We start from the raw sequence: 18,739 nt of genomic DNA on the forward strand, positions 1-18,739 counted from the left end.
CACGATTTTCTATGAAATTTTATCAAAAATCGCGATTTTTTCAATCTGAAACGTTTTTTTGTCCAAATAACTTAAAATTCCTGCGTCATCCTCGAAATCAAACGTCAATTTATAGGCATAGAGCAGCTGAGTTTTCTGGCCAAAACGGCGATTGATCTCGTTTTTTCCATACTTGCCGTCACCGATGAGGGGATGGCCGATGGAGGCCATATGGGCGCGAATCTGATGTGTGCGGCCTGTGATGAGCTCAACTTCACAGAGCGAGGCGTCACCGGTCGAGCGCAGCACCCGGTAGCGCGTGATGATTTTCTTGCCGCCCGGTACCGGTTCGTGGTGGATGTAGACGCGATTTTGGGCCTCGTTTTTGACAAGGTAGTCCGTGAGCGTCGCCTGCGCGGGTTCCGGGCGGCCGACCACAGCACAGAGATAGTATTTGTGCAGCTCGCGGCGCTTGATCTTTTCATTCATGATGCGCAGGGTCTCGGCGTTCTTGGCAGCGATGACGATACCGCCTGTGTTTCGGTCAAGACGGTTGCAGAGAGCAGGTGAAAAGGAATTTTCCTTTACAGGATCGAACTCCCCTTTTTGATAGAGGTAGGCCTTGACCTGCTGGGCGAGTGTGTTGAACTGCTCGCGCGCATCGCTCTGGGAGATGAGACCGGGCTGCTTGTCGACAAGCAGGATGTTCTCATCCTCGTAGACGATTTTAAAATTTGGCCGGACTCGGCAGAACGCGTCCTGCTCGGTCGTGTCGTCGAAGAAAGCGTCTTTCAAATAGAGCTCGACGAGATCCCCCTCGCGCAGCCGGTAGTCGAGGGCAGCGCGCGCACCGTTTACCTTGATGCGCTTGGTACGTATGGATTTGTAGAGCAGGGAGGCGGGGAGCTTTTTTACCGCCTTGTGAAGAAATTTATCGAGACGCTGGCCAGCGTCATTGGGCGCAATGGTAAAGGAACGCATGCTTTTTACTCCCCCGTGTGGTGAATTATCCTGATTCTATCATGACACGGAGAAAAAGGGTACGCTTTTGGTCAAAATTCATGACAAAACTTTTGTTCTGGAACTTCCAAAAAGTGCGCTGATCGTGTATAATTGTGATAAAAACGACAGAGGAGAATGAACATGCTGACAAAAGAGAGAGTGCTGGAGATTTTAAAGGAGGCCGGCGTCCTGCAGGAGGGCCATTTTCTGTTGACTTCGGGGCGCCACAGCGACCGGTATCTGCAGTGCGCAAAGATTTTTCAAAATACCCGGTACAGCGAAGAGCTCTGCGCCGCTCTCGCCGAGCAGTTCAAGGATGACAATATTCAACTCGTCATCGGGCCGGCCATGGGGGCTGTGCAGATGGCCTATGAGGTCTCGCGCCACCTGGGGGTGGAGAATTTCTTCACCGAGCGCGTCGACGGCAAGATGACGCTTCGCCGCGGCTTTCACATTGAGCCCGGCACCCGCGTTCTCTGCGTGGAGGATGTGGTGACCACAGGCGGTTCGGTCAAAGAGGTCATGGAGATTGTCAAAGAGGCCGGAGGCGTTGTCGCGGGTGTTGGTCTGATCGTCGACCGTACGGGCGGCAAAATCGACTTCGGCACAAAACTCGCCTCGGTCATCTCGATGGAGGTCGCCTCCTACGAGCCGGAGAACTGCCCCATTTGCAAGACCGGCGCGCCGCTGGTCAAACCCGGCAGCCGCAACATCAAGAAGGCGTAAGATGCACGACGGACACAGAGATCGGGTCAAAAGACGGTTTCTCTCGGAGGGCCTCGATGGCTTTTACAGCCATGAGGCCCTTGAACTGCTCCTGTACTATGCCATTCCCCGGCGTGATACAAACTCGATTGCACATGAGCTGATCGCAACATTCGGCACGGTGGCCAATGTCTTCGAGGCTCCGTACGAAGAGCTTCTGCGTGTGCCGAACGTGGGGGAGAGCGCAGCGACACTGATCAAGCTGATTCCCGAGCTCTCGCGTTTTTACCTTGACAGCAAATACGAGAACCTCGACACAATCGACACCACGGAGAAAGCCTGCAACTTTCTCACGCCGAAGTTCATCGGTCGCAAGGAGGAGGTAGTCTATCTCGTGTGTCTGGACAACAAGCGAAAAATTCTCAACTGCCAGATCATCTACCACGGCAGCGTGAACTCTGCGCAGATTAATGTGAGAAAAATTGTAGAAACTGTACTCAAATACAACGCGAGCGGTGTCATTCTGGCCCACAATCATCCCGGCGGCCTCGCGCTGCCCAGCGAGGAGGATGTGCGCACCACCGAGCGCATCAATCAGGCGCTCGCCGCGCTGAACATCGATCTGCTCGACCACATTGTCGTCGCAGACTATGACAGCATCAGCTTTATGGACAGCGGCTTTATCAGGCGGCCGGACTGATTACGGAGGAAGCATGGAATTTGATCTTCAGTCACCCTATCAGCCGTCGGGCGATCAGCCCCAGGCGATCGAGCGGCTCTCAGAGGGAATCATCAAGGGCAACCGGGAGCAGACGCTTCTCGGTGTCACCGGCTCGGGCAAGACTTTCACCATGGCAAACATCATTCAGAACGTGGGAAAGCCCACGCTGGTACTCGCCCACAACAAGACGCTTGCAGCCCAGCTGTGCAGCGAGTTTCGCGAGTTTTTTCCGAACAACGCCGTGGAGTATTTTGTCAGCTACTACGACTATTACCAGCCGGAGTCCTATCTGCCGACGACCGACACCTACATCGAAAAGGACTCGTCGATCAACGACGAGATCGACAAGCTGCGTCACAGCGCGACCTCCGCGCTCTTTGAGCGGCGCGACGTCATCATCGTCTCATCCGTCTCCTGCATCTACTCGCTGGGTGACCCGCTCGAGTATAACAAAATGGTCATCGTACTCAAAGTCGGCATGAGAAAAGACCGGGACGACGTCATCAAAAGGCTTGTCGACATCCAGTATGAGAGAAACGACATCAACTTCACACGAAACAAGTTCCGCGTGCGCGGCGATGTGCTCGAGATTTTCCCGGCGGATGCGACGGACATCATTCTGCGTGTGGAATTTTTCGGCGACGAGATCGAACGCATTGCCGAGGTCAATGTCATTACCGGGGAAATACAGGGCTTTGTCAAATTTGCTGAGGTTTTCCCGGCGTCGCACTACGTTGTCGACAAGGAGAAAATTGAGGCCGCCATCACCGAGATCGAGCAGGAGATGGAAGAGCGTGTGAAGTTCTTTGAGGAGCGCCACAAACTCATCGAGGCGCAGCGCATTGCCGAGCGTACCAAGTACGACATGGAGATGCTGCGCGAAATTGGCTTTTGCAGCGGCATCGAGAACTACTCGCGCATTCTGAGCGGACGCGCACCGGGCTCGACACCCTACACACTGCTCGACTACTTGCCGAAAGACTATCTGATGTTCATCGACGAGTCTCATGTCACGCTTCCGCAGGTACGCGGCATGTATGGCGGCGACCGTTCCCGAAAAGAGTCGCTGGTGGAGTATGGCTTCCGTCTGCCGTCGGCCTTTGACAACCGTCCTTTGCGCTTTGACGAGTTTGTTGAGCGAATGGGCCAGGTGGTCTATGTCTCGGCGACGCCCGGCCAGTTCGAGCGTGAGCGCTCGGCGCAGATTGTCGAGCAGGTCATCCGACCCACCGGGCTTTTGGATCCCGAGGTGGAGGTGCGCCCGACCGAGGGGCAGATTGACGATCTGCTCGGCGAGATCAATGCCCGCCATGAGGCGGGCGAGCGGGTGCTTGTGACCACTCTCACCAAGAAGATGGCAGAGGATCTGACTACGTATCTTGAGAATGTCGGCGTCAAAGTGCGCTACATGCACCATGACGTCGAGACCATTGAGCGCATGGAGATCATCCGGGATCTGCGGCTTGGAAAGTTTGACGTTCTCGTCGGCATCAATCTGCTGCGCGAGGGCCTTGATCTGCCCGAGGTGTCGCTCGTCGCCATTCTGGACGCCGATAAAGAGGGCTTTCTGCGCTCGGAGACTTCACTGATTCAGACCATTGGCCGCGCGGCTCGAAACGACCACGGCAAGGTCATCATGTACGGCGACAAAATTACCGACTCCATGCGCTGGGCGATCGGGGAGACCGAGCGCCGCCGCGCGATTCAAAATGAATACAACATCGAACACAACATCACCCCGAAGACGGTCGTCAAGGGTGTGCGCGACGTGATTGAGATCAGCTCCCGGGAGGACACCGAGAGCTTTGCGAACCGCCGCCTGAACAAGAAAGAAAAGCTCGAGCTGATTGAGAAGCTGACAAAAGAGATGAAGAACGCCGCAAAACTTCTGGAATTCGAGCACGCGGCCTATCTGCGGGATAAGATCGAAGAGCTTCGGGGGACGCCGACGCTCAAGGGAGGCAAATAACTTGGCACCAGTAACCAGTATCAAAATTCGGGGGGCGCGTGAGCACAACCTCAAAAACGTAGACGTGACCATACCGCGCGACAAGCTCGTGGTCATCACGGGACTGTCGGGCTCGGGCAAATCGTCGCTTGCGTTTGACACCATTTACGCCGAGGGACAGCGGCGCTACGCCGAGAGTCTGTCGTCCTACGCGCGGCAGTTTATCGGCCAGATGGACAAGCCCGATCTCGACTACATTGAGGGCCTTTCCCCGGCGATTTCCATCGACCAGAAGACCACCTCCAAAAACCCGCGTTCAACCGTGGGAACCGTCACCGAGATCTACGATTACTATCGGCTTCTCTTCGCGCGCATCGGCATTCCGCACTGCCCGGTCTGCGGCAGGGAGATCACCGAGCAGACGGTCGACCAGATTGTTGACCGCGTGCTGGAGCTGCCGGAGCGCACAAAAATTCAGATTCTTGCCCCGGTTGTCAAGGGCAAGAAAGGCGAGCATGAGAAAGTCTTTGCCGACGCGCGCAAAAACGGCTTTGCCCGTGTGCGGGTGGACGGTTACAACTACGATCTCAGCGAGGAGATCAAGCTCAACAAAAACCAGAAGCACACCATCGAGATCGTCGTGGACAGACTTGTCATCAAGCAGGGCATCCATCAGCGTCTGGCCGACTCCATTGAGGTGGCGTCGGGACTCGCGAGCGGAATCGTTCTGGTCGATGTGATCGACGGGGAGCAGCTGATGTTCTCACAGAACTATGCCTGTGAGGAGCACGGCGTCAGCATTGAGGAGCTGTCGCCGCGCATGTTCTCTTTCAACAATCCCTTTGGGGCCTGCCCGACCTGCACAGGCCTTGGCACTCTGTTGAAAGTCGACCCCGATCTGATCGTACCGAACAAGTCGCTCTCCATCCGGCAGGGGGCCATTCGGGCCAGCGGCTGGACCTATGCGACGGGCGGCACCATCGCCCAGATGTATTTTGATGCGCTCGCCGCGCACTACAACTTCTCGCTGGATGTGCCGTTTTCCGAGCTGCCGAAGCAGGCGGTCGATGTGATTCTGTACGGCACAAAGGGCGAAAAGATCAAGATGAACCGTGTCAACGAATACGGCAGCGGCAACTACTTTACCGACTTTGAGGGCATCGTCAACAATCTCGAACGCCGCCATCGCGAGACGAGCAGCGACTATGCGCGCGCCGAGATCGAGACCTGTATGAGCAACAACCCCTGCCCGGACTGTAAGGGCAAGCGGCTGCGCGATATCAGCCTTGCCGTGACAGTTGGAGGAAAGAATATCATTGAGCTCACCGATCTCTCCATCACCGATGAAATCGCTTTTTTTGACAGCCTCAAACTCACCGAGCGCGAGCAGTTCATCGCCAAACAGATTCTCAAGGAGATCCGCTCGCGGCTGACCTTTCTGCAGAATGTGGGCCTTGAGTATCTGACGCTCTCGCGCAGCGCCGGTACGCTGTCAGGCGGCGAGAGCCAGCGCATCCGTCTCGCGACCCAGATCGGCTCGTCGCTGATGGGGGTGCTCTACATTCTCGACGAGCCGTCGATCGGTCTGCATCAGCGCGACAATCAGAAGCTGCTCGCGACGCTCAAGCGCCTGAGGGATCTCGGAAATTCTCTGATTGTCGTCGAACACGATGAGGAGACCATGTTTGAATCGGATTACATCGTCGACGTCGGGCCGGGAGCGGGCATCCACGGCGGCGAGATCGTCGCCTGCGGCACGGTCGATGAGATCATGCAAAATGAAAATTCCATCACGGGCCAGTATCTGACCCACAAAAAGCACATCGAAGTGCCGGAGCACCGCCGTGAGGGCACCGGAAAGCTGCTCACGGTTCGCGGCGCGGCGGAAAACAATTTAAAGCACATCGACGTGAGCATTCCGCTCGGCACATTCACCTGTATCACCGGCGTTTCCGGCTCGGGCAAGAGCTCGCTGATCAACGAGGTGCTCTACAAGCATCTCGCCGCCGAGCTCAACGGCGCCAAGGGCCGGCCGGGGAAATTCGACAGCATGGAGGGGATTGAGAACCTCGACAAGGTCATCAGCATCGACCAGTCGCCCATCGGGCGTACGCCGCGCTCGAATCCCGCAACCTACACCGGTGTGTTCACCGACATCCGCGACATCTTCGCGTCGACTGCCGAAGCCAAGATGCGCGGCTACAAACAGGGACGCTTTTCTTTCAATATTGCGGGCGGCCGCTGCGAGGCCTGCGAGGGCGACGGCATCAAAAAAATTGAGATGCACTTTCTGCCCGACGTCTATGTGCAGTGCGAGGTCTGTAAGGGCAAGCGCTACAACCGGGAGACGCTCGAAGTCAAGTACAAGGGGAAGAGCATTGCCGATGTACTGGAGATGACGGTGGAGGAGGGGCTCAAGTTCTTCGAAAACGTGCCCAAGATCAGCCGAAAGCTCCAGACACTCTACGATGTGGGTCTGTCCTATATTAAGATCGGCCAGTCCTCCACCACACTCTCGGGCGGAGAGGCGCAGCGCGTCAAGCTCGCAACCGAGCTCTCGCGCCGTTCGACAGGAAAGACCATCTACATTCTCGACGAGCCGACCACCGGTCTGCACATCGCAGACGTCCACCGGCTCATCGATGTGCTGCAGAAATTTGTTGACAGCGGCAACACGGTTGTGGTCATTGAGCACAATCTCGACATCATCAAGACGGCCGACTACATCATCGACATCGGACCCGAGGGCGGAGACCGTGGCGGCACCGTGGTTGCCGCCGGCACGCCGGAGGAAGTGGCGTGCGCTGAGGGTTCCTACACCGGACAGTATTTGAACGCCGTTCTCGAGCGTGAGCGCAGCGAGCGGCAAAGCCGCAGTTAGCGGCAGAGAGAGGAGGAGACGCCGTGTTCGGCTATGTTGTGGCCCAGAAAAGCGAGCTTCGCATGTGCGAATACGACGTCTACCAGAGTCATTACTGCGGAATCTGTAAGCAGCTCGGAAAGGAGTTCGGCTACTTTTCCAATTTTTCGCTGAGCTATGACACGGTCTTTCTCGCGGTGCTCGGCGCGGCGCTGGACGAAGCGGAAAAGCCGCTGTGCGTCAGACGGTGCAAGGCGAATCCCCTGAAGAAGAAAGCCTGTGTCGTTGAGACGCCTGCGGTGCACTACGCCGCCAATATTCATGTTTTATTAACATACCACAAGCTGGTTGATGATAAACTGGACGAAAGGGGAGTCAAGCGGCTGCTCGCGCGGCTCTATCTCGTTTTCATGGGCCGCGCGCGAAAAAAGGCGCTGCGGGAATACGGGGACATTGACGCTCGAATTGCGGCAGATCTGCGGGAACTCGACGAGGCCATCGCGACACCTGGTGCGCCACTTGACCAGTATGCCGACAGCTTCGCAAAGGTGCTGCGCGACTGCTTTGTCCCTCTCTCGGAGGATGACGGCGACCGGCGCGCTCTCGCCCAACTCGGCTATCACATGGGCCGCTGGATCTATTTGATCGACGCGTTTGACGATTTGGAACAGGATGTGCAGACCGGGGCGTTCAACCCCCTGCTCCGGTATTACGATTTTGTTAAGGGGGAAAATATCATTGACTTTAAACAGAGAATCATGTCTAATATAACTGTGGCGCTGACCGACAGCCTGGCCTTTGCCAGCAGCGCCTACGAGCTTCTGAATCTCAAGTGGTACAAGGGAATCCTTGATAATATACTGTACCGTGGCTTACCTGAGAGACAAAAATCTATATTGACAAAGAAAGTTGAATCGACAAGATGAATGATCCTTACAAAGTGCTCGGTGTCTCCCCAACGGCCTCCGATGAAGAGATCAAAAAGGCCTACCGGGAACTGGCGCGCAAGTACCACCCTGACAATTACAAAGACAATCCGCTGGCTGACCTCGCCGAGACCAAGATGAAAGAGATCAACGAGGCCTATGATACCATCCAGAAAGAGCGCAGCGGCGCAGGCCGTCAGCAGACCTATCAGAGCGGCGGCTACGGCGGTTACAGCAGCGGCGGCTATGGCTCCGGCGGCTACCAGGCGGTTGAATATCAGCCGAGTCCGCGCTATCGAAGCGTCTTCAACCTGCTGCAGCGGCAGGCCTACCAGCAGGCCGAGGTGGAACTCAACAATATGCCCGCGCCAAGAGACGCCGAATGGCATTTTCTCATGGGCAATGTCATGGCTGGCAAGGGGTGGATCGAACAGGCCAGAAACGAGCTGAACCAGGCCTGCTCCATGGACCCCTCCAATCCCGCCTACGCGCAGGCGCTCAACATGCTCAACTACAATGCCGGGCGCTATTCGAGCCAGGGCGGCGGCGTATACGGGCCCTATGCCACGGGCGGTATGTCGAGCTGTGACTGCTGCGCGAGCATGATGTTGGCGAACCTCTGCTGCGACTGCATGCGGTGCTGAGATGGGTATGAGAGACAGACAGAAGAAAAGGGTACAGACTGTGGCGCTCGGCGGACTCACTGTCGCGCTCGGCGTAACAGTTCTCTATTTTGCGTCAATCCTGCCCACCGGCAAGTTGGCGCTTTGTGCTGTTGCGGGCGTTTTGCCCTTTTTCACGGCCATCAAGGCGGGGCTGCCCGCATCGTTTCTGACTTATGCGGCAACGGCGGTACTCGGTTTTCTGCTGCTGCCGGATCTCTCTGTGACATTTCTCTACAGCCTCTTTCTGGGGCTGTACACTCCGGTCAAGGCGGTCTTTGAGAAGTGGCTTCACAATCCCATTGCCTGCTGGGCGGCAAAGCTTGCATTTTTTTGCGCGATGCTGTCCATACTTCTCTTTGGAGTAAAGGCGGTATTGCCGCTGCCCGAGCGCCTGCTGGAGAATACGGCGGTACTCTACGGAGCCTGCGCCGCGCTCTTTATTGTCTACGATCTGGCGCTGAGCGGCCTGATTCATTTTACCGTAACCAAATACAGAGCTCTTTTTAAATAGGAGGGGTTTTTATGACCGAAAAGAAAACGGCGGGCGAGCAGCTCGCAAAGACACTGTTTGACACTCCGGAAAATGCTTATGAGGCGCTTTCGGAGCAGGAGATTGACACCGTATACGCATTCAGCGAGGGCTACCGCGCTTTTTTAAACGCCTGCAAGACAGAGCGCGAGGCTGTTGTCTGGTTTGAAAAAGCTGCAAAGGAAAAAGGCTTTACAGAGTTTGACCGCCGCGCTACCTACCACGCAGGTGATAAGGTCTACAAAACGGTGGCAAAAAAGGCGATTTACCTGTTTGTCTTCGGCGAACGTACGATTGACCACGGCGTCAAACTGGCGGCGGCGCACATCGACGCGCCGCGGCTCGATTTAAAGCCCCGCCCGTTCTTTGAGGAGGAGGGAGTCGCCTTTGCCAAGAGCCACTACTACGGCGGCATCAAAAAATATCAGTGGACGGCCATTCCTCTGGCGCTTCACGGTGTGGTGGTCCGCCGCGACGGCACCTGTGTCGATGTGGTGATCGGGGAGAACGAGACAGATCCCGTGTTCACTGTGACCGATCTGCTGCCGCATCTGGCAAAGGATCAGATGACAAAGAACATGGCCGAGGGCATCTCCGGCGAGGCACTCAACGTACTCATCGGCAGCCGTCCTTTCCTCGACGACAAGGCCTCGAACCGGGTTAAGCTGAACATTCTGAAGATTCTAAACGAGCGCTACGGCGTGACCGAGCGCGATTTTCTCAGCGCGGAACTCGAGATTGTGCCGGCCTTTGCCGCGCGCGATGTGGGGCTCGACCGCAGCTTTGTCGGCGCCTATGGCCAGGATGACCGGGTGTGCGCCTACGGGGCGGCAATGGGGCTGCTCGAGGTGGAGCGTCCGACTTTCTGCACCATGTGCGCTCTGGTTGACAAGGAGGAGACGGGCAGCGAGGGGCTCACGGGCATGCAGTCGCACACGCTTCAGTACCTCTTTTCGGACATTGCGGCGATGCAGGGCGTGTCGCTTACCGCTGCCTATGAGAACAGCGAGTGCTTCTCGGCCGACGTGACGGCGGCCTATGATTCCAATTATCCCGAGGTGTACGAGAAGCAGAACTCCGTATTCGTCAACCGCGGTGTCGGTGTTGCAAAGTATGTCGGCTCGCGCGGCAAGAGCGGCACATCGGACGCGAACGCCGAGTTTTTTGCCAAAGTGGCGTCGCTGCTCGATGAGAACCGGGTTCTCTGGCAGGTCGGGGAACTCGGCAAAATCGACGCCGGCGGCGGCGGGACGGTCGCAATGTACCTTGCAAACCTTGGCATTGAGACCATTGATATCGGTGTGCCGGTGCTCTCGATGCACGCTCCGTTTGAGGTGGTGTCCAAGACCGACGTCTATATGCTCAAGCAGGCCTGCCGTGCTTTTTTTGGACAGAAATAAACTGACAGTTAGGATGGGACAGCTTGCGTAATTTACTGCTTCAAATCATCGACGCGATGATCTACACGGTGCCGATCGTTTTGATATCGTTGACCTTTCACGAGGTGGCGCACGGCTTTGTGGCCTACAGGCTCGGCGATCCGACGGCAAAGAATCAGGGCCGTCTGACTCTCAACCCCATGCGCCATCTCGATCCCATCGGGACCATCAGCATGATCCTCTTCCGGTTTGGCTGGGCGAAGCCTGTGCCCATCAATCCATACTACTTCAAGCACCGAAAACGGGATATTGCGCTGGTCTCCATCGCGGGACCGGCGATAAACCTGATACTCGGCTTCTTTGGTATTTTGATGTTTCACATCTGCATCCGGGTGCCGTTTTTGGCGCGCATCGACTATGTCATCAACTTTTTTCAGATCTTCGCCATTTTGAATGTGGGTCTTGCGGTGTTCAATTTGATTCCGTTCCCGCCGCTGGACGGCTCGAAGATACTCGGCATCATCCTGCCGGACAAGATCTACTACAAAGTACTGAACTACGAGGTCTACGGGCAGATTTTTCTGTTCATCGCCCTGTATTTCGGCTGGCTCTCAAGACCGCTGAGTGTGGCGAGAGGATTTGTGATCTCGGGAATGGAAAATCTGATTCTGAAAATCATGCCGTAAAGGAATGTGGCGCTTGGAAAAGATCAGCTATAAGTTCGAGGTGTTTGAGGGGCCGCTTGACCTGCTGCTGCACCTGATTGACAAAAACAAATTGAATATCTGTGACATTCCAATCGCCGATCTGCTCGAGCAGTATATGGAGTATGTCAACGCCTATCAGCAGATGGACCTTGACAACGTCAGCGAGTTTATGGTCATAGCCTCCGATCTGCTCTACATCAAATCGAAGATGCTTCTGCCGAAGAGCGAAGAGGAGATGGAGGAGGACCCGCGCGAGTCACTGGTCAACCTGCTTCTCGACTACAAAAAGTACAAGGAAATCTCGCTGCAGCTCGCTGAGAGCCGCGAGAAAATCGGGCTTCGGACCCTGGTGCGCGAACCGACGCCGATCACGTTTGACAATACATACCACAAGCACCACGACATAGGCGAGCTGCTCGCGGCCTACAAAAATGTGGCACGCAAGAGCGCGCGGCGAATTCCGCCGACCATTCGGTCTTTCTCCGGAATTGTCAGCACCCATGTGGTATCGGTCTTTTCACGTGTGCTCTATGTGCTGCGCACACTCAAGAAAAAGTCTCGCGTCGCCTATCGAAGTCTCTTTGCAAGCGACGATTCCCGCTCGGAGCGGGTTGCAACTTTTCTGGCTCTGCTCGAGCTGATCAAGTCCAAGCGCATCTGTGTGGAGGGCGAAGAGGAAAAGTTGGAAGTGATACTGACGCAGGGTGGGGAAACAAATGGACAAGTATGAGGCAAAGTGCATCATCGAGGGGATCCTGTTCGCCTCCGGCGAGCCGATTGAGCTCGAGCGCATTGCAAACGCCCTTGAGATGGATAAAAAAGAGGTGGACAAGCTCATTGGAGAGCTGACGGACACCTACAACTTCGACCGGCGGGGCATCAAGATTTTAAAGCTTGAGACGGCCTATCAGATGGCGACCCGCCCCGAGTACATCGACTATATCCGCACGGCGCTCGACACGCGGCGCGATGCGTCGCTCTCCAAGGCGGCGCTTGAGGTGCTCGCGATTGCGGCCTACAACCAGCCCGTGACGCGCGGCTATATCGAACAGGTACGCGGCGTGTCAAGCGATGTGGTCATCAATAACCTCATCGACAAGGGACTGCTGCGGGAGGTCGGGCGGCTCGATGTTCCGGGCAGACCTCGTGTCTTTGGCACAACGCCGGAGTTTCTTCGGGTGTTTGCGCTGTCATCGCTGCGGGATATGCCCGAATTTGAGCAGCAGGATCTCGAGCAGATGGATTTGCTTCTGCCCTCCGATGCCGCAAGCGAGCAGGAGCTCGAGCAGTACAAGCACACTCTTGCGGCGGCTTCCGAAGCACAGGAGGGCGGGGAGAATAGCCTGACTCGCCCCATGGCACAGGCGGGGCTTGACTGAGAGACGGGGAGGTGAGCGCGGTTGACGGCGCTGATTGTCATCGCAGTGATTGCGCTGCTGTTTGCGGCGCTGCTCAGTCTGCGCATTCGGGTTCGCATCCGCTATGACGGCACTCTCTTTGTCGGCGTGCAGATTCTCCGGTTTCGCATACCGATACTTCCGGCAGAGCAGGCGCCGAAGCAGGAGCAGCAGGCCGAAAACGAGGTGCAGCATGATGCCGAGCGAGAGCTTCAGGCGGTGGAAAAGGGAGCCTTAAGCGCGCGTGAGGTGCTTGAACTTATGCGTACCTTGGTGCCGGTGGCCTGGCGCGGGCTTGTCAAGAAGATTGTCTTTCCCGTTTTTCGCCTCTATATCAAAGTGGCGGCGGGTGACGCCGCACAGGCGGCAATCCAGTTTGGAGGGCTGAACGCCCTGCTCTACCCCCTGGTGGCGCTGCTCGGCGAAACGTTCACGCTGCGCGAAAGGGATCTGCGCCTGAGCGTTGATTTTACAGCTTCACATTACCGGGTATATTTTGAAACCGAATTTTATCTGCGTATCTGGCGCATACTAGTCACAGCGCTGGTTATGCTGGTGAAATACTTAGCACTGAGAAGAAGACAAAAAAGACAAAGAGTAAAGGCGGTGTAATTTATGTCTGAGCATCCCATTCAGGGCCTGATGTCCACGGCAATGAGCAACATCAAAGAGATGGTGGACGTCAACACCATCATCGGCGAGCCGATTATTGCGGCCGACGGTACCACCATTATCCCGGTTTCCAAGGTCAGCTTCGGCTTTGGTACCGGCGGCTCCGACTGGCCCCCGAAATCTCCGGCAGAGGCGGCGGGCGAGAAGGCGTTTGGCGGCGGCAGCGGCGCGGGCATCTCGATCAACCCGATTGCATTTCTGGTGATCAACAACGGCTGTGTCAAACTGCTCCAGATCAACTCCAACACCTCGGCGGTCGACAGCATCATCTCCCTGGTTCCCGAGATGGTCGACAAGGTGTCGGGCATGGTCAAAAAGGAAAAGAAATCCCCCGTGGAAGAATAAGTTGCAAAAGACACCGGTCCCGTGACAGGGAGCCGGTGTCTTTTTGTCACCCAAACGGGCAAATAAAAGGCCCGGCCATCTCATATACTGGCTTGTGAGGTGGTTGAAAATGAGAAAAAAGTGGGCGGCGATGCTGCTGTGCGCCGTGTTGACAATTGGTCTGATGTCGGTGCCGGCCAATGCCGGACAGCAGGAGCCGCCGTCTCTTTCGGCCAAATCGGCCATTTTGATTGAGCCGTCGGGAGGGCTTGTGCTCTATGAGAAAGACGCGCAGCGCCGCATGCCGATGGCGAGCACGACCAAGATCATGACGGCGGTGCTGACGCTTGAAAATGCAAAACTCGTCGACGAGGTGACGGTCTCGGACATTGTCCGCACCAGCGAGGGGTCTGCCATGTATCTCAAGGTCGGCGAGAAGATCACGGTGCAGAATTTACTCTATGGGCTGATGCTGGCCTCTGGCAACGACGCGGCGCTTGTCCTCGCGGAGCATGTGGGCGGCGACGTGGACGGATTTGTCAAAATGATGAACGACAAGGCGCGCGCGCTCGGTCTTCGAGATACCTCCTTTGAGACACCGTCCGGTCTGGACGGTGAAAACCACTACACGACGGCGGCGGACTTTGCAAAGCTCACCGCCTATGCATTGGAAAACCCGGAGTTCTGTGAAATCGTCGGTACACAGAGCATCAAGGTTGTCACCGGGGAGATGACCCGCTATCTCAAAAATCACAACCGACTTCTGAGTACCTATGAGGGGTGTATCGGCGTCAAGACCGGCTTTACCAAAAAGTCGGGGCGGTGCCTTGTGAGCGCGGCCGAGCGCGACGGCATCACACTCATCGCCGTGACGCTCTCGGCGCCCGACGACTGGAACGACCACAAAAAGCTCTTTGACTACGGCTTCACACAGGTGGAGCGTGTCGATCTTCTGGAACAGGTCGACGCAAGCTATACCGTGCGCGTGACCGGCGGGGTGAGAGAGAGCATCGAGGCGCGTGTGCCGCAGGAGTACATCACCGTCGTCAAAAAGGGAGAGGCGCAGAACTACCGCGCGGTGGTCGAGCTGCCGCGCTTTCTGTACGCACCGGTGGCCGCAGGTGACTGCGTGGGGAGGGTTGTCCTTTACAACGGGCAGCAGATCGTGCGCGAATTTGAATGTGTGGCAGCGCAGTCCTGCGAAATTCCGAAAAGCGGCTTTCAAAAATTTATTGATAAAATAAGGGATTTGTTGTTTAATATACTAGGATAAGAGTAAACGTAAAAGGAAGTAGCGAATTGGAGAAATTTGAAAGAGTCCAGAAATATATTGCATCCTGCGGCGTCTGTTCCCGCCGCGCGGCTGAGCAGCTCATTGTGGAGCGCCGGGTCAGGATCAACAACCAGATCGCCGTGCTGGGGGACAAAATTGTGCCGCGCAAGGACTTTGTGACCATCGACGGCCACGAGGTTTTGCCTGAGAAAAAGGGGTACACCTATGTGATGCTCAACAAGCCCCGCGGCTATATTACCACCATGTCGGATGAGTACGACCGCAAGTGCGTAGTGGAGCTGCTGCGCGATGTGGGCGCTCGCGTGCTGCCGGTCGGCAGACTCGACAAGGAGTCGGAGGGCATGCTCCTTTTGACCGACGATGGTCAGCTCATCTACAAGCTGACCCATCCGAGCCATGACATTGAAAAACGCTATCTTGTCACGGTGCGCGGCGAGGTGAGCGGCGCTCAGCTTGAGACGCTCAATTCGCCCATACTTCTCGATGGGCGAATTTCGGACAGCTCAGAGATTGAGAAGTTGGAAAAGCGCTCCGACAGGACGGTGCTGCTCTTTGTGCTCAAGGAGGGGAGAAATCGCCAGATTCGCAAAATGTGTGAACAGGCGGGCCTTGAGGTGATGCGTCTGAAGAGAATCGCGATCGGCCCGCTCAAGCTCGCCGGGCTCAAGGCGGGCAAGTGGCGCTATCTGGAAAACGGGGAAATCAATCTGCTCAAGGCACTCTGAGAGGTGGACAGGCTATGCTGACAGTGAAAAAAATGGAGGATGGCTATCCGCCCGCCTACGGAATTTATGACGGCGGCGAGCTGAAAGCCAAAATGGAATTTCAATTTGACGGCGATGCGGTGAGGCTTCTTGGCATCACGGAGCACGAGCCCGTGGCGGGACTCGGCACCTGTGACGCACTCACGCGCGCCGTGTGCAGCTTTGCGCTGAACGCGGGATTTCGCAGCGCCTACAGCGAAAACGAAGAGCTGTTTGATGAGCTCGGCGTCCTCGGCTTTGTCCGGCGCGGCGCAAGGACGGAGTTGCCCGATATGGAGGCGCTCTTCTCACACGGCTGTCACGCAAAGGAGGAGCACCATGGGAAATGATCTGATCAAACGCCTGGAGAGCATGATGCCCAAGCTCTCAAAAAATCAGAAGATCATCGCCAAGTACATCATCGATAACTTCGACAAGGCGGCGTTTATGACGGCGGCGAAGCTCGGCATGACCGTAGGGGTCAGCGAGTCGACCGTTGTTCGCTTTGCGGCCTTTCTGGGCTATACGGGCTACCCGCAGCTGCAGAGCGTGCTGCAGGAGTATCTGCGCTCGAAACTCACGCTCACCCAGCGCATGGAGGTCACGGATCTGAAACTCGGAAGCGCGGATGTGCTCTCCAAGGTGCTCAGCGCTGACATCGATAAAATCCGCATCACCCGCGAGGAGATCAACGTCAAGGACTTTGAGGAAGTAGTCGATCTGATCACAGGCGCACGCAAGATTTACATTCTCGGCGTGCGCAGCGCATCGGCACTGGCCGGCTTTCTGGGATTTTACTTCAATTTGCTCTTTGACAACAGCCGCCTGATTCAGACCAACAGTGTCAGTGAGACCTTTGAGCAGATGCTGGGCGTCGGGGAGGGAGATGTGGTGATCGGCATCAGCTTCCCTCGCTATTCCAAGCGTGTGATTAAGGCGCTTCAGTTTGCGAGCGACCGGGGAGCGCAGGTGGTCGCCATCACCGACAGCATCTTCTCGCCGCTGGTCAAATCCGCGACCAAAACGCTGATTGCCCGCAGCGACATGGTGTCGTTTGTCGATTCGCTGGTGGCGCCGCTGAGCCTGATCAATGCCCTCATCGTGGCGGTCAGCCAGCGCCAGCGCAGCCGGATTGAGGCCACCTTTGATGAACTCGAGCGCATCTGGGACGAGTATGACGTCTATGAGAAGATGGGCAACAACTACTAGGGAGTGTTCGCTTGCATAAGGTGATCGTCATCGGCGGGGGCCCCGCCGGTCTTATGGCGGCGGGTGCCGCCGCACAGCAGGGTCACGAAGTCTGCCTGCTGGAGAAAAACGACGTTGTGGGGCGCAAGCTGCTCATCACGGGCAAGGGCCGCTGCAACGTCACAAACAACTGCGATCGGGATACGTTTCTCAAAAACATTCCGGTCAATGCGCGCTTTCTCTACAGTGCGCTGAGCCGCTTTTCGCCCGCCGATACCATGGCTTTCTTTGAAGAGCTCGGCGTCCCGCTCAAAACCGAGCGGGGCGCGCGTGTTTTTCCGCAGTCGGATCGCGCGGCAGACATCCGAAACGCGCTTCGCGCCTATGTCGAGTGGGCCGGGGCAGACATAAAAAAGGCCCAGGCGGCGCATCTCATTGTGCGCGACGGCCGAATCCGGGGCGTCGTGCTCAGCACAGGGGAAGAGCTCCCGGCCGACGATGTCATTGTCGCGACGGGCGGTCTCTCCTATCGGGAGACGGGCTCGACCGGAGACGGCTATGACTTTGCCCGGGAGGCCGGCCATGCGATTGTGCCGCCCAAGGCGTCGCTTGTGCCGCTGAATACGCTCGAGCATTACCCGGCCGACATGATGGGGCTGTCTCTGCGCAATGTTACGCTCCGGGTGATCGACGGCCGGAAGAACAGGGTGATCTTCGAGGAGCTCGGCGAGCTGCTCTTCACCCATTTCGGCGTATCGGGTCCGCTTGCGCTCAGTGCGAGTTCTCATATGCGCGAGATGGAAAACGGCCGTTACCGGCTTGTGATCGACTTGAAACCCGCGCTCGATTCTGATACACTGGACAGGCGAATTTTGCGTGATTTTGAGCTGTTTAAAAACCGAGAATTTCGCAACTGTCTTGTCAAACTTCTGCCCAGCAGTATGATTCCCGTTGTGGTAAAACTCTCGGGTATCGCGCCGGACAAACAGGCAAATGCCGTGACCAGGGCTGAGCGCAGAGCGCTCGTTGAGCTGATGAAAGCTTTTCCGCTCACGGTGAGTTCGTTTCGACCGATTGAGGAGGCCATTGTCACATCGGGCGGTATCGACGTCAGAGAACTCAACCCCAGCACCATGGAGTCTAAGCTGGTGCGCGGGCTCTATTTCGCGGGTGAGGTTCTGGATGTCGACGGCTACACCGGCGGCTTCAATTTACAGATTGCGTTTTCGACCGGACGGCTCGCGGGCCGCAGCGTCAGAGAGGGGACACAGGATGAGTGAGATCGGCAGCAAAGATGTCGCGTGCATCGCGATCAAAATGGCGATCAGCAGCTCCCGCGAAGAGGAGCGCGCCATCAAGGAACAGGCGCTGACGGCCGGCTTTCGGGCGGCCGCAGCGGATTTCGGCGGCGAGTTCATTCCGTCGATCAACAAAATCATTGAGCGCGCGGTCGTGGCGGCCAAGCGTGAGGGCATCATCGCCGAGACCCATATGGAGGAGGGCGCCGCGGCCGGCGCTGCGAGAGAGGCCGTAGCCCAGATTATGAACAAGGCCATTGGCCTCAATGTGGGCGGCAAGATCGGCATTGCCCGCGCGGGGGAGCACATCAGCGTCGCTGTCTTCTTCGGAATTGGCCTGCTTCATCTCAATGAGGTCTCCATCGGAATCGGCCATCGGGTCATCTGAACAGGGAGGGAAAT

20 protein-coding genes are annotated in these 18,739 nt (G+C 56.7%); 19 read left to right on the plus strand and 1 reads right to left on the minus strand.

All coding sequences use genetic code 11. The features are described 5' to 3' along the window. Positions 1–9 precede the first annotated feature (9 nt). On the minus strand, positions 10–960 hold the full coding sequence (locus H8695_RS02185) for an RluA family pseudouridine synthase (protein WP_249299233.1): 951 nt from the start codon (positions 958–960) through the stop codon (positions 10–12). 162 nt (positions 961–1,122) lie between these two features. Here H8695_RS02185 and pyrE point away from each other — a divergent pair, with 162 nt between their 5' ends. From pyrE to H8695_RS02280, 19 genes are all read left to right on the plus strand, one after another. Next, complete coding sequence (gene pyrE, locus H8695_RS02190) at positions 1,123–1,707, plus strand: orotate phosphoribosyltransferase (RefSeq protein ID WP_249299234.1); 585 nt, start codon at positions 1,123–1,125, stop codon at positions 1,705–1,707. A gap of 1 nt (position 1,708) precedes the next feature. Then, positions 1,709–2,386, plus strand: coding sequence for a JAB domain-containing protein (locus H8695_RS02195; protein ID WP_249299235.1), 678 nt, complete (start codon positions 1,709–1,711; stop codon positions 2,384–2,386). Positions 2,387–2,399: 13 nt separating this feature from the next. Further along, entirely contained in the window at positions 2,400–4,376 is a 1,977-nt protein-coding gene (uvrB, locus tag H8695_RS02200) for an excinuclease ABC subunit UvrB (protein ID WP_249299236.1), read from the plus strand. A 1-nt stretch (position 4,377) separates the two neighbouring features. After that, positions 4,378–7,236 carry an excinuclease ABC subunit UvrA gene (uvrA, locus tag H8695_RS02205; protein ID WP_249299237.1) on the plus strand — a complete coding sequence of 953 codons (2,859 nt, stop codon included), beginning with the start codon at positions 4,378–4,380 and terminating at the stop codon, positions 7,234–7,236. A gap of 23 nt (positions 7,237–7,259) precedes the next feature. After that, complete coding sequence (locus H8695_RS02210; RefSeq protein WP_249299238.1) at positions 7,260–8,141, plus strand: DUF5685 family protein; 882 nt, start codon at positions 7,260–7,262, stop codon at positions 8,139–8,141. Next, entirely contained in the window at positions 8,138–8,785 is a 648-nt protein-coding gene (locus tag H8695_RS02215; RefSeq protein WP_249299239.1) for a DnaJ domain-containing protein, read from the plus strand. The genes H8695_RS02210 and H8695_RS02215 overlap by 4 nt, the downstream gene beginning before the upstream one ends. Positions 8,786–8,792: 7 nt before the next feature. Next, complete coding sequence (locus H8695_RS02220) at positions 8,793–9,317, plus strand: hypothetical protein (protein ID WP_249299240.1); 525 nt, start codon at positions 8,793–8,795, stop codon at positions 9,315–9,317. Positions 9,318–9,328: 11 nt separating this feature from the next. Then, a complete protein-coding gene (locus H8695_RS02225; RefSeq protein ID WP_249299241.1) occupies positions 9,329–10,735 on the plus strand; it encodes an aminopeptidase in 1,407 nt (468 codons plus the stop codon). Between the two features lie 23 nt (positions 10,736–10,758). Beyond that, positions 10,759–11,400 (plus strand): site-2 protease family protein, encoded by a 642-nt coding sequence (locus H8695_RS02230; protein ID WP_249299242.1) that lies wholly within the window; start codon positions 10,759–10,761, stop codon positions 11,398–11,400. A 4-nt stretch (positions 11,401–11,404) separates the two neighbouring features. Further along, positions 11,405–12,151, plus strand: a complete 747-nt coding sequence (locus tag H8695_RS02235; RefSeq protein ID WP_249299243.1) for a segregation and condensation protein A — start codon at positions 11,405–11,407, stop codon at positions 12,149–12,151. Continuing rightward, on the plus strand, positions 12,138–12,800 hold the full coding sequence (gene scpB, locus H8695_RS02240) for an SMC-Scp complex subunit ScpB (protein WP_249299244.1): 663 nt from the start codon (positions 12,138–12,140) through the stop codon (positions 12,798–12,800). The genes H8695_RS02235 and scpB overlap by 14 nt, the downstream gene beginning before the upstream one ends. A gap of 21 nt (positions 12,801–12,821) precedes the next feature. Next, positions 12,822–13,430 (plus strand): DUF2953 domain-containing protein, encoded by a 609-nt coding sequence (locus H8695_RS02245; protein ID WP_249299245.1) that lies wholly within the window; start codon positions 12,822–12,824, stop codon positions 13,428–13,430. 3 nt (positions 13,431–13,433) lie between these two features. Then, positions 13,434–13,835: a GerW family sporulation protein gene (gene ytfJ, locus H8695_RS02250; RefSeq protein WP_249299246.1), complete on the plus strand. Its 402-nt coding sequence runs from the start codon at positions 13,434–13,436 to the stop codon at positions 13,833–13,835. 109 nt (positions 13,836–13,944) lie between these two features. Beyond that, entirely contained in the window at positions 13,945–15,087 is a 1,143-nt protein-coding gene (locus tag H8695_RS02255) for a D-alanyl-D-alanine carboxypeptidase family protein (protein WP_249299247.1), read from the plus strand. Positions 15,088–15,113: 26 nt separating this feature from the next. Then, complete coding sequence (locus tag H8695_RS02260; RefSeq protein ID WP_249299248.1) at positions 15,114–15,833, plus strand: pseudouridine synthase; 720 nt, start codon at positions 15,114–15,116, stop codon at positions 15,831–15,833. 14 nt (positions 15,834–15,847) lie between these two features. Further along, complete coding sequence (locus H8695_RS02265) at positions 15,848–16,201, plus strand: hypothetical protein (RefSeq protein WP_249299249.1); 354 nt, start codon at positions 15,848–15,850, stop codon at positions 16,199–16,201. Further along, positions 16,191–17,060, plus strand: a complete 870-nt coding sequence (locus H8695_RS02270; protein ID WP_249299250.1) for a MurR/RpiR family transcriptional regulator — start codon at positions 16,191–16,193, stop codon at positions 17,058–17,060. Before H8695_RS02265 ends, H8695_RS02270 begins: the two co-directional genes overlap by 11 nt. Positions 17,061–17,080: 20 nt before the next feature. Next, positions 17,081–18,319, plus strand: coding sequence for a BaiN/RdsA family NAD(P)/FAD-dependent oxidoreductase (locus H8695_RS02275; protein ID WP_488154041.1), 1,239 nt, complete (start codon positions 17,081–17,083; stop codon positions 18,317–18,319). After that, positions 18,312–18,725 (plus strand): HutP family protein, encoded by a 414-nt coding sequence (locus H8695_RS02280; RefSeq protein WP_249299252.1) that lies wholly within the window; start codon positions 18,312–18,314, stop codon positions 18,723–18,725. Before H8695_RS02275 ends, H8695_RS02280 begins: the two co-directional genes overlap by 8 nt. Positions 18,726–18,739 lie beyond the last annotated feature (14 nt).

This window comes from Feifania hominis (assembly GCF_014384765.1).
Lineage (GTDB): Bacteria > Bacillota > Clostridia > Oscillospirales > Feifaniaceae > Feifania > Feifania hominis.

Bases quoted from the DNA above. Each gene is read 5' to 3' on its own strand.
- H8695_RS02235 (WP_249299243.1), top strand. From the start codon at position 11,405: ATGTGGCGCTTGGAAAAGATCAGCTATAAGTTCGAGGTGTTTGAGGGG.
- H8695_RS02270 (WP_249299250.1), top strand. From the start codon at position 16,191: ATGGGAAATGATCTGATCAAACGCCTGGAGAGCATGATGCCCAAGCTC.
- H8695_RS02265 (WP_249299249.1), top strand. From the start codon at position 15,848: ATGCTGACAGTGAAAAAAATGGAGGATGGCTATCCGCCCGCCTACGGA.
- H8695_RS02195 (WP_249299235.1), top strand. From the start codon at position 1,709: ATGCACGACGGACACAGAGATCGGGTCAAAAGACGGTTTCTCTCGGAG.
- ytfJ (WP_249299246.1), top strand. From the start codon at position 13,434: ATGTCTGAGCATCCCATTCAGGGCCTGATGTCCACGGCAATGAGCAAC.
- H8695_RS02255 (WP_249299247.1), top strand. From the start codon at position 13,945: ATGAGAAAAAAGTGGGCGGCGATGCTGCTGTGCGCCGTGTTGACAATT.
- pyrE (WP_249299234.1), top strand. From the start codon at position 1,123: ATGCTGACAAAAGAGAGAGTGCTGGAGATTTTAAAGGAGGCCGGCGTC.
- H8695_RS02280 (WP_249299252.1), top strand. From the start codon at position 18,312: ATGAGTGAGATCGGCAGCAAAGATGTCGCGTGCATCGCGATCAAAATG.
- H8695_RS02215 (WP_249299239.1), top strand. From the start codon at position 8,138: ATGAATGATCCTTACAAAGTGCTCGGTGTCTCCCCAACGGCCTCCGAT.
- H8695_RS02220 (WP_249299240.1), top strand. From the start codon at position 8,793: ATGAGAGACAGACAGAAGAAAAGGGTACAGACTGTGGCGCTCGGCGGA.
- scpB (WP_249299244.1), top strand. From the start codon at position 12,138: ATGGACAAGTATGAGGCAAAGTGCATCATCGAGGGGATCCTGTTCGCC.
- H8695_RS02185 (WP_249299233.1), bottom strand. From the start codon at position 960: ATGCGTTCCTTTACCATTGCGCCCAATGACGCTGGCCAGCGTCTCGAT.
- uvrB (WP_249299236.1), top strand. From the start codon at position 2,400: ATGGAATTTGATCTTCAGTCACCCTATCAGCCGTCGGGCGATCAGCCC.
- H8695_RS02225 (WP_249299241.1), top strand. From the start codon at position 9,329: ATGACCGAAAAGAAAACGGCGGGCGAGCAGCTCGCAAAGACACTGTTT.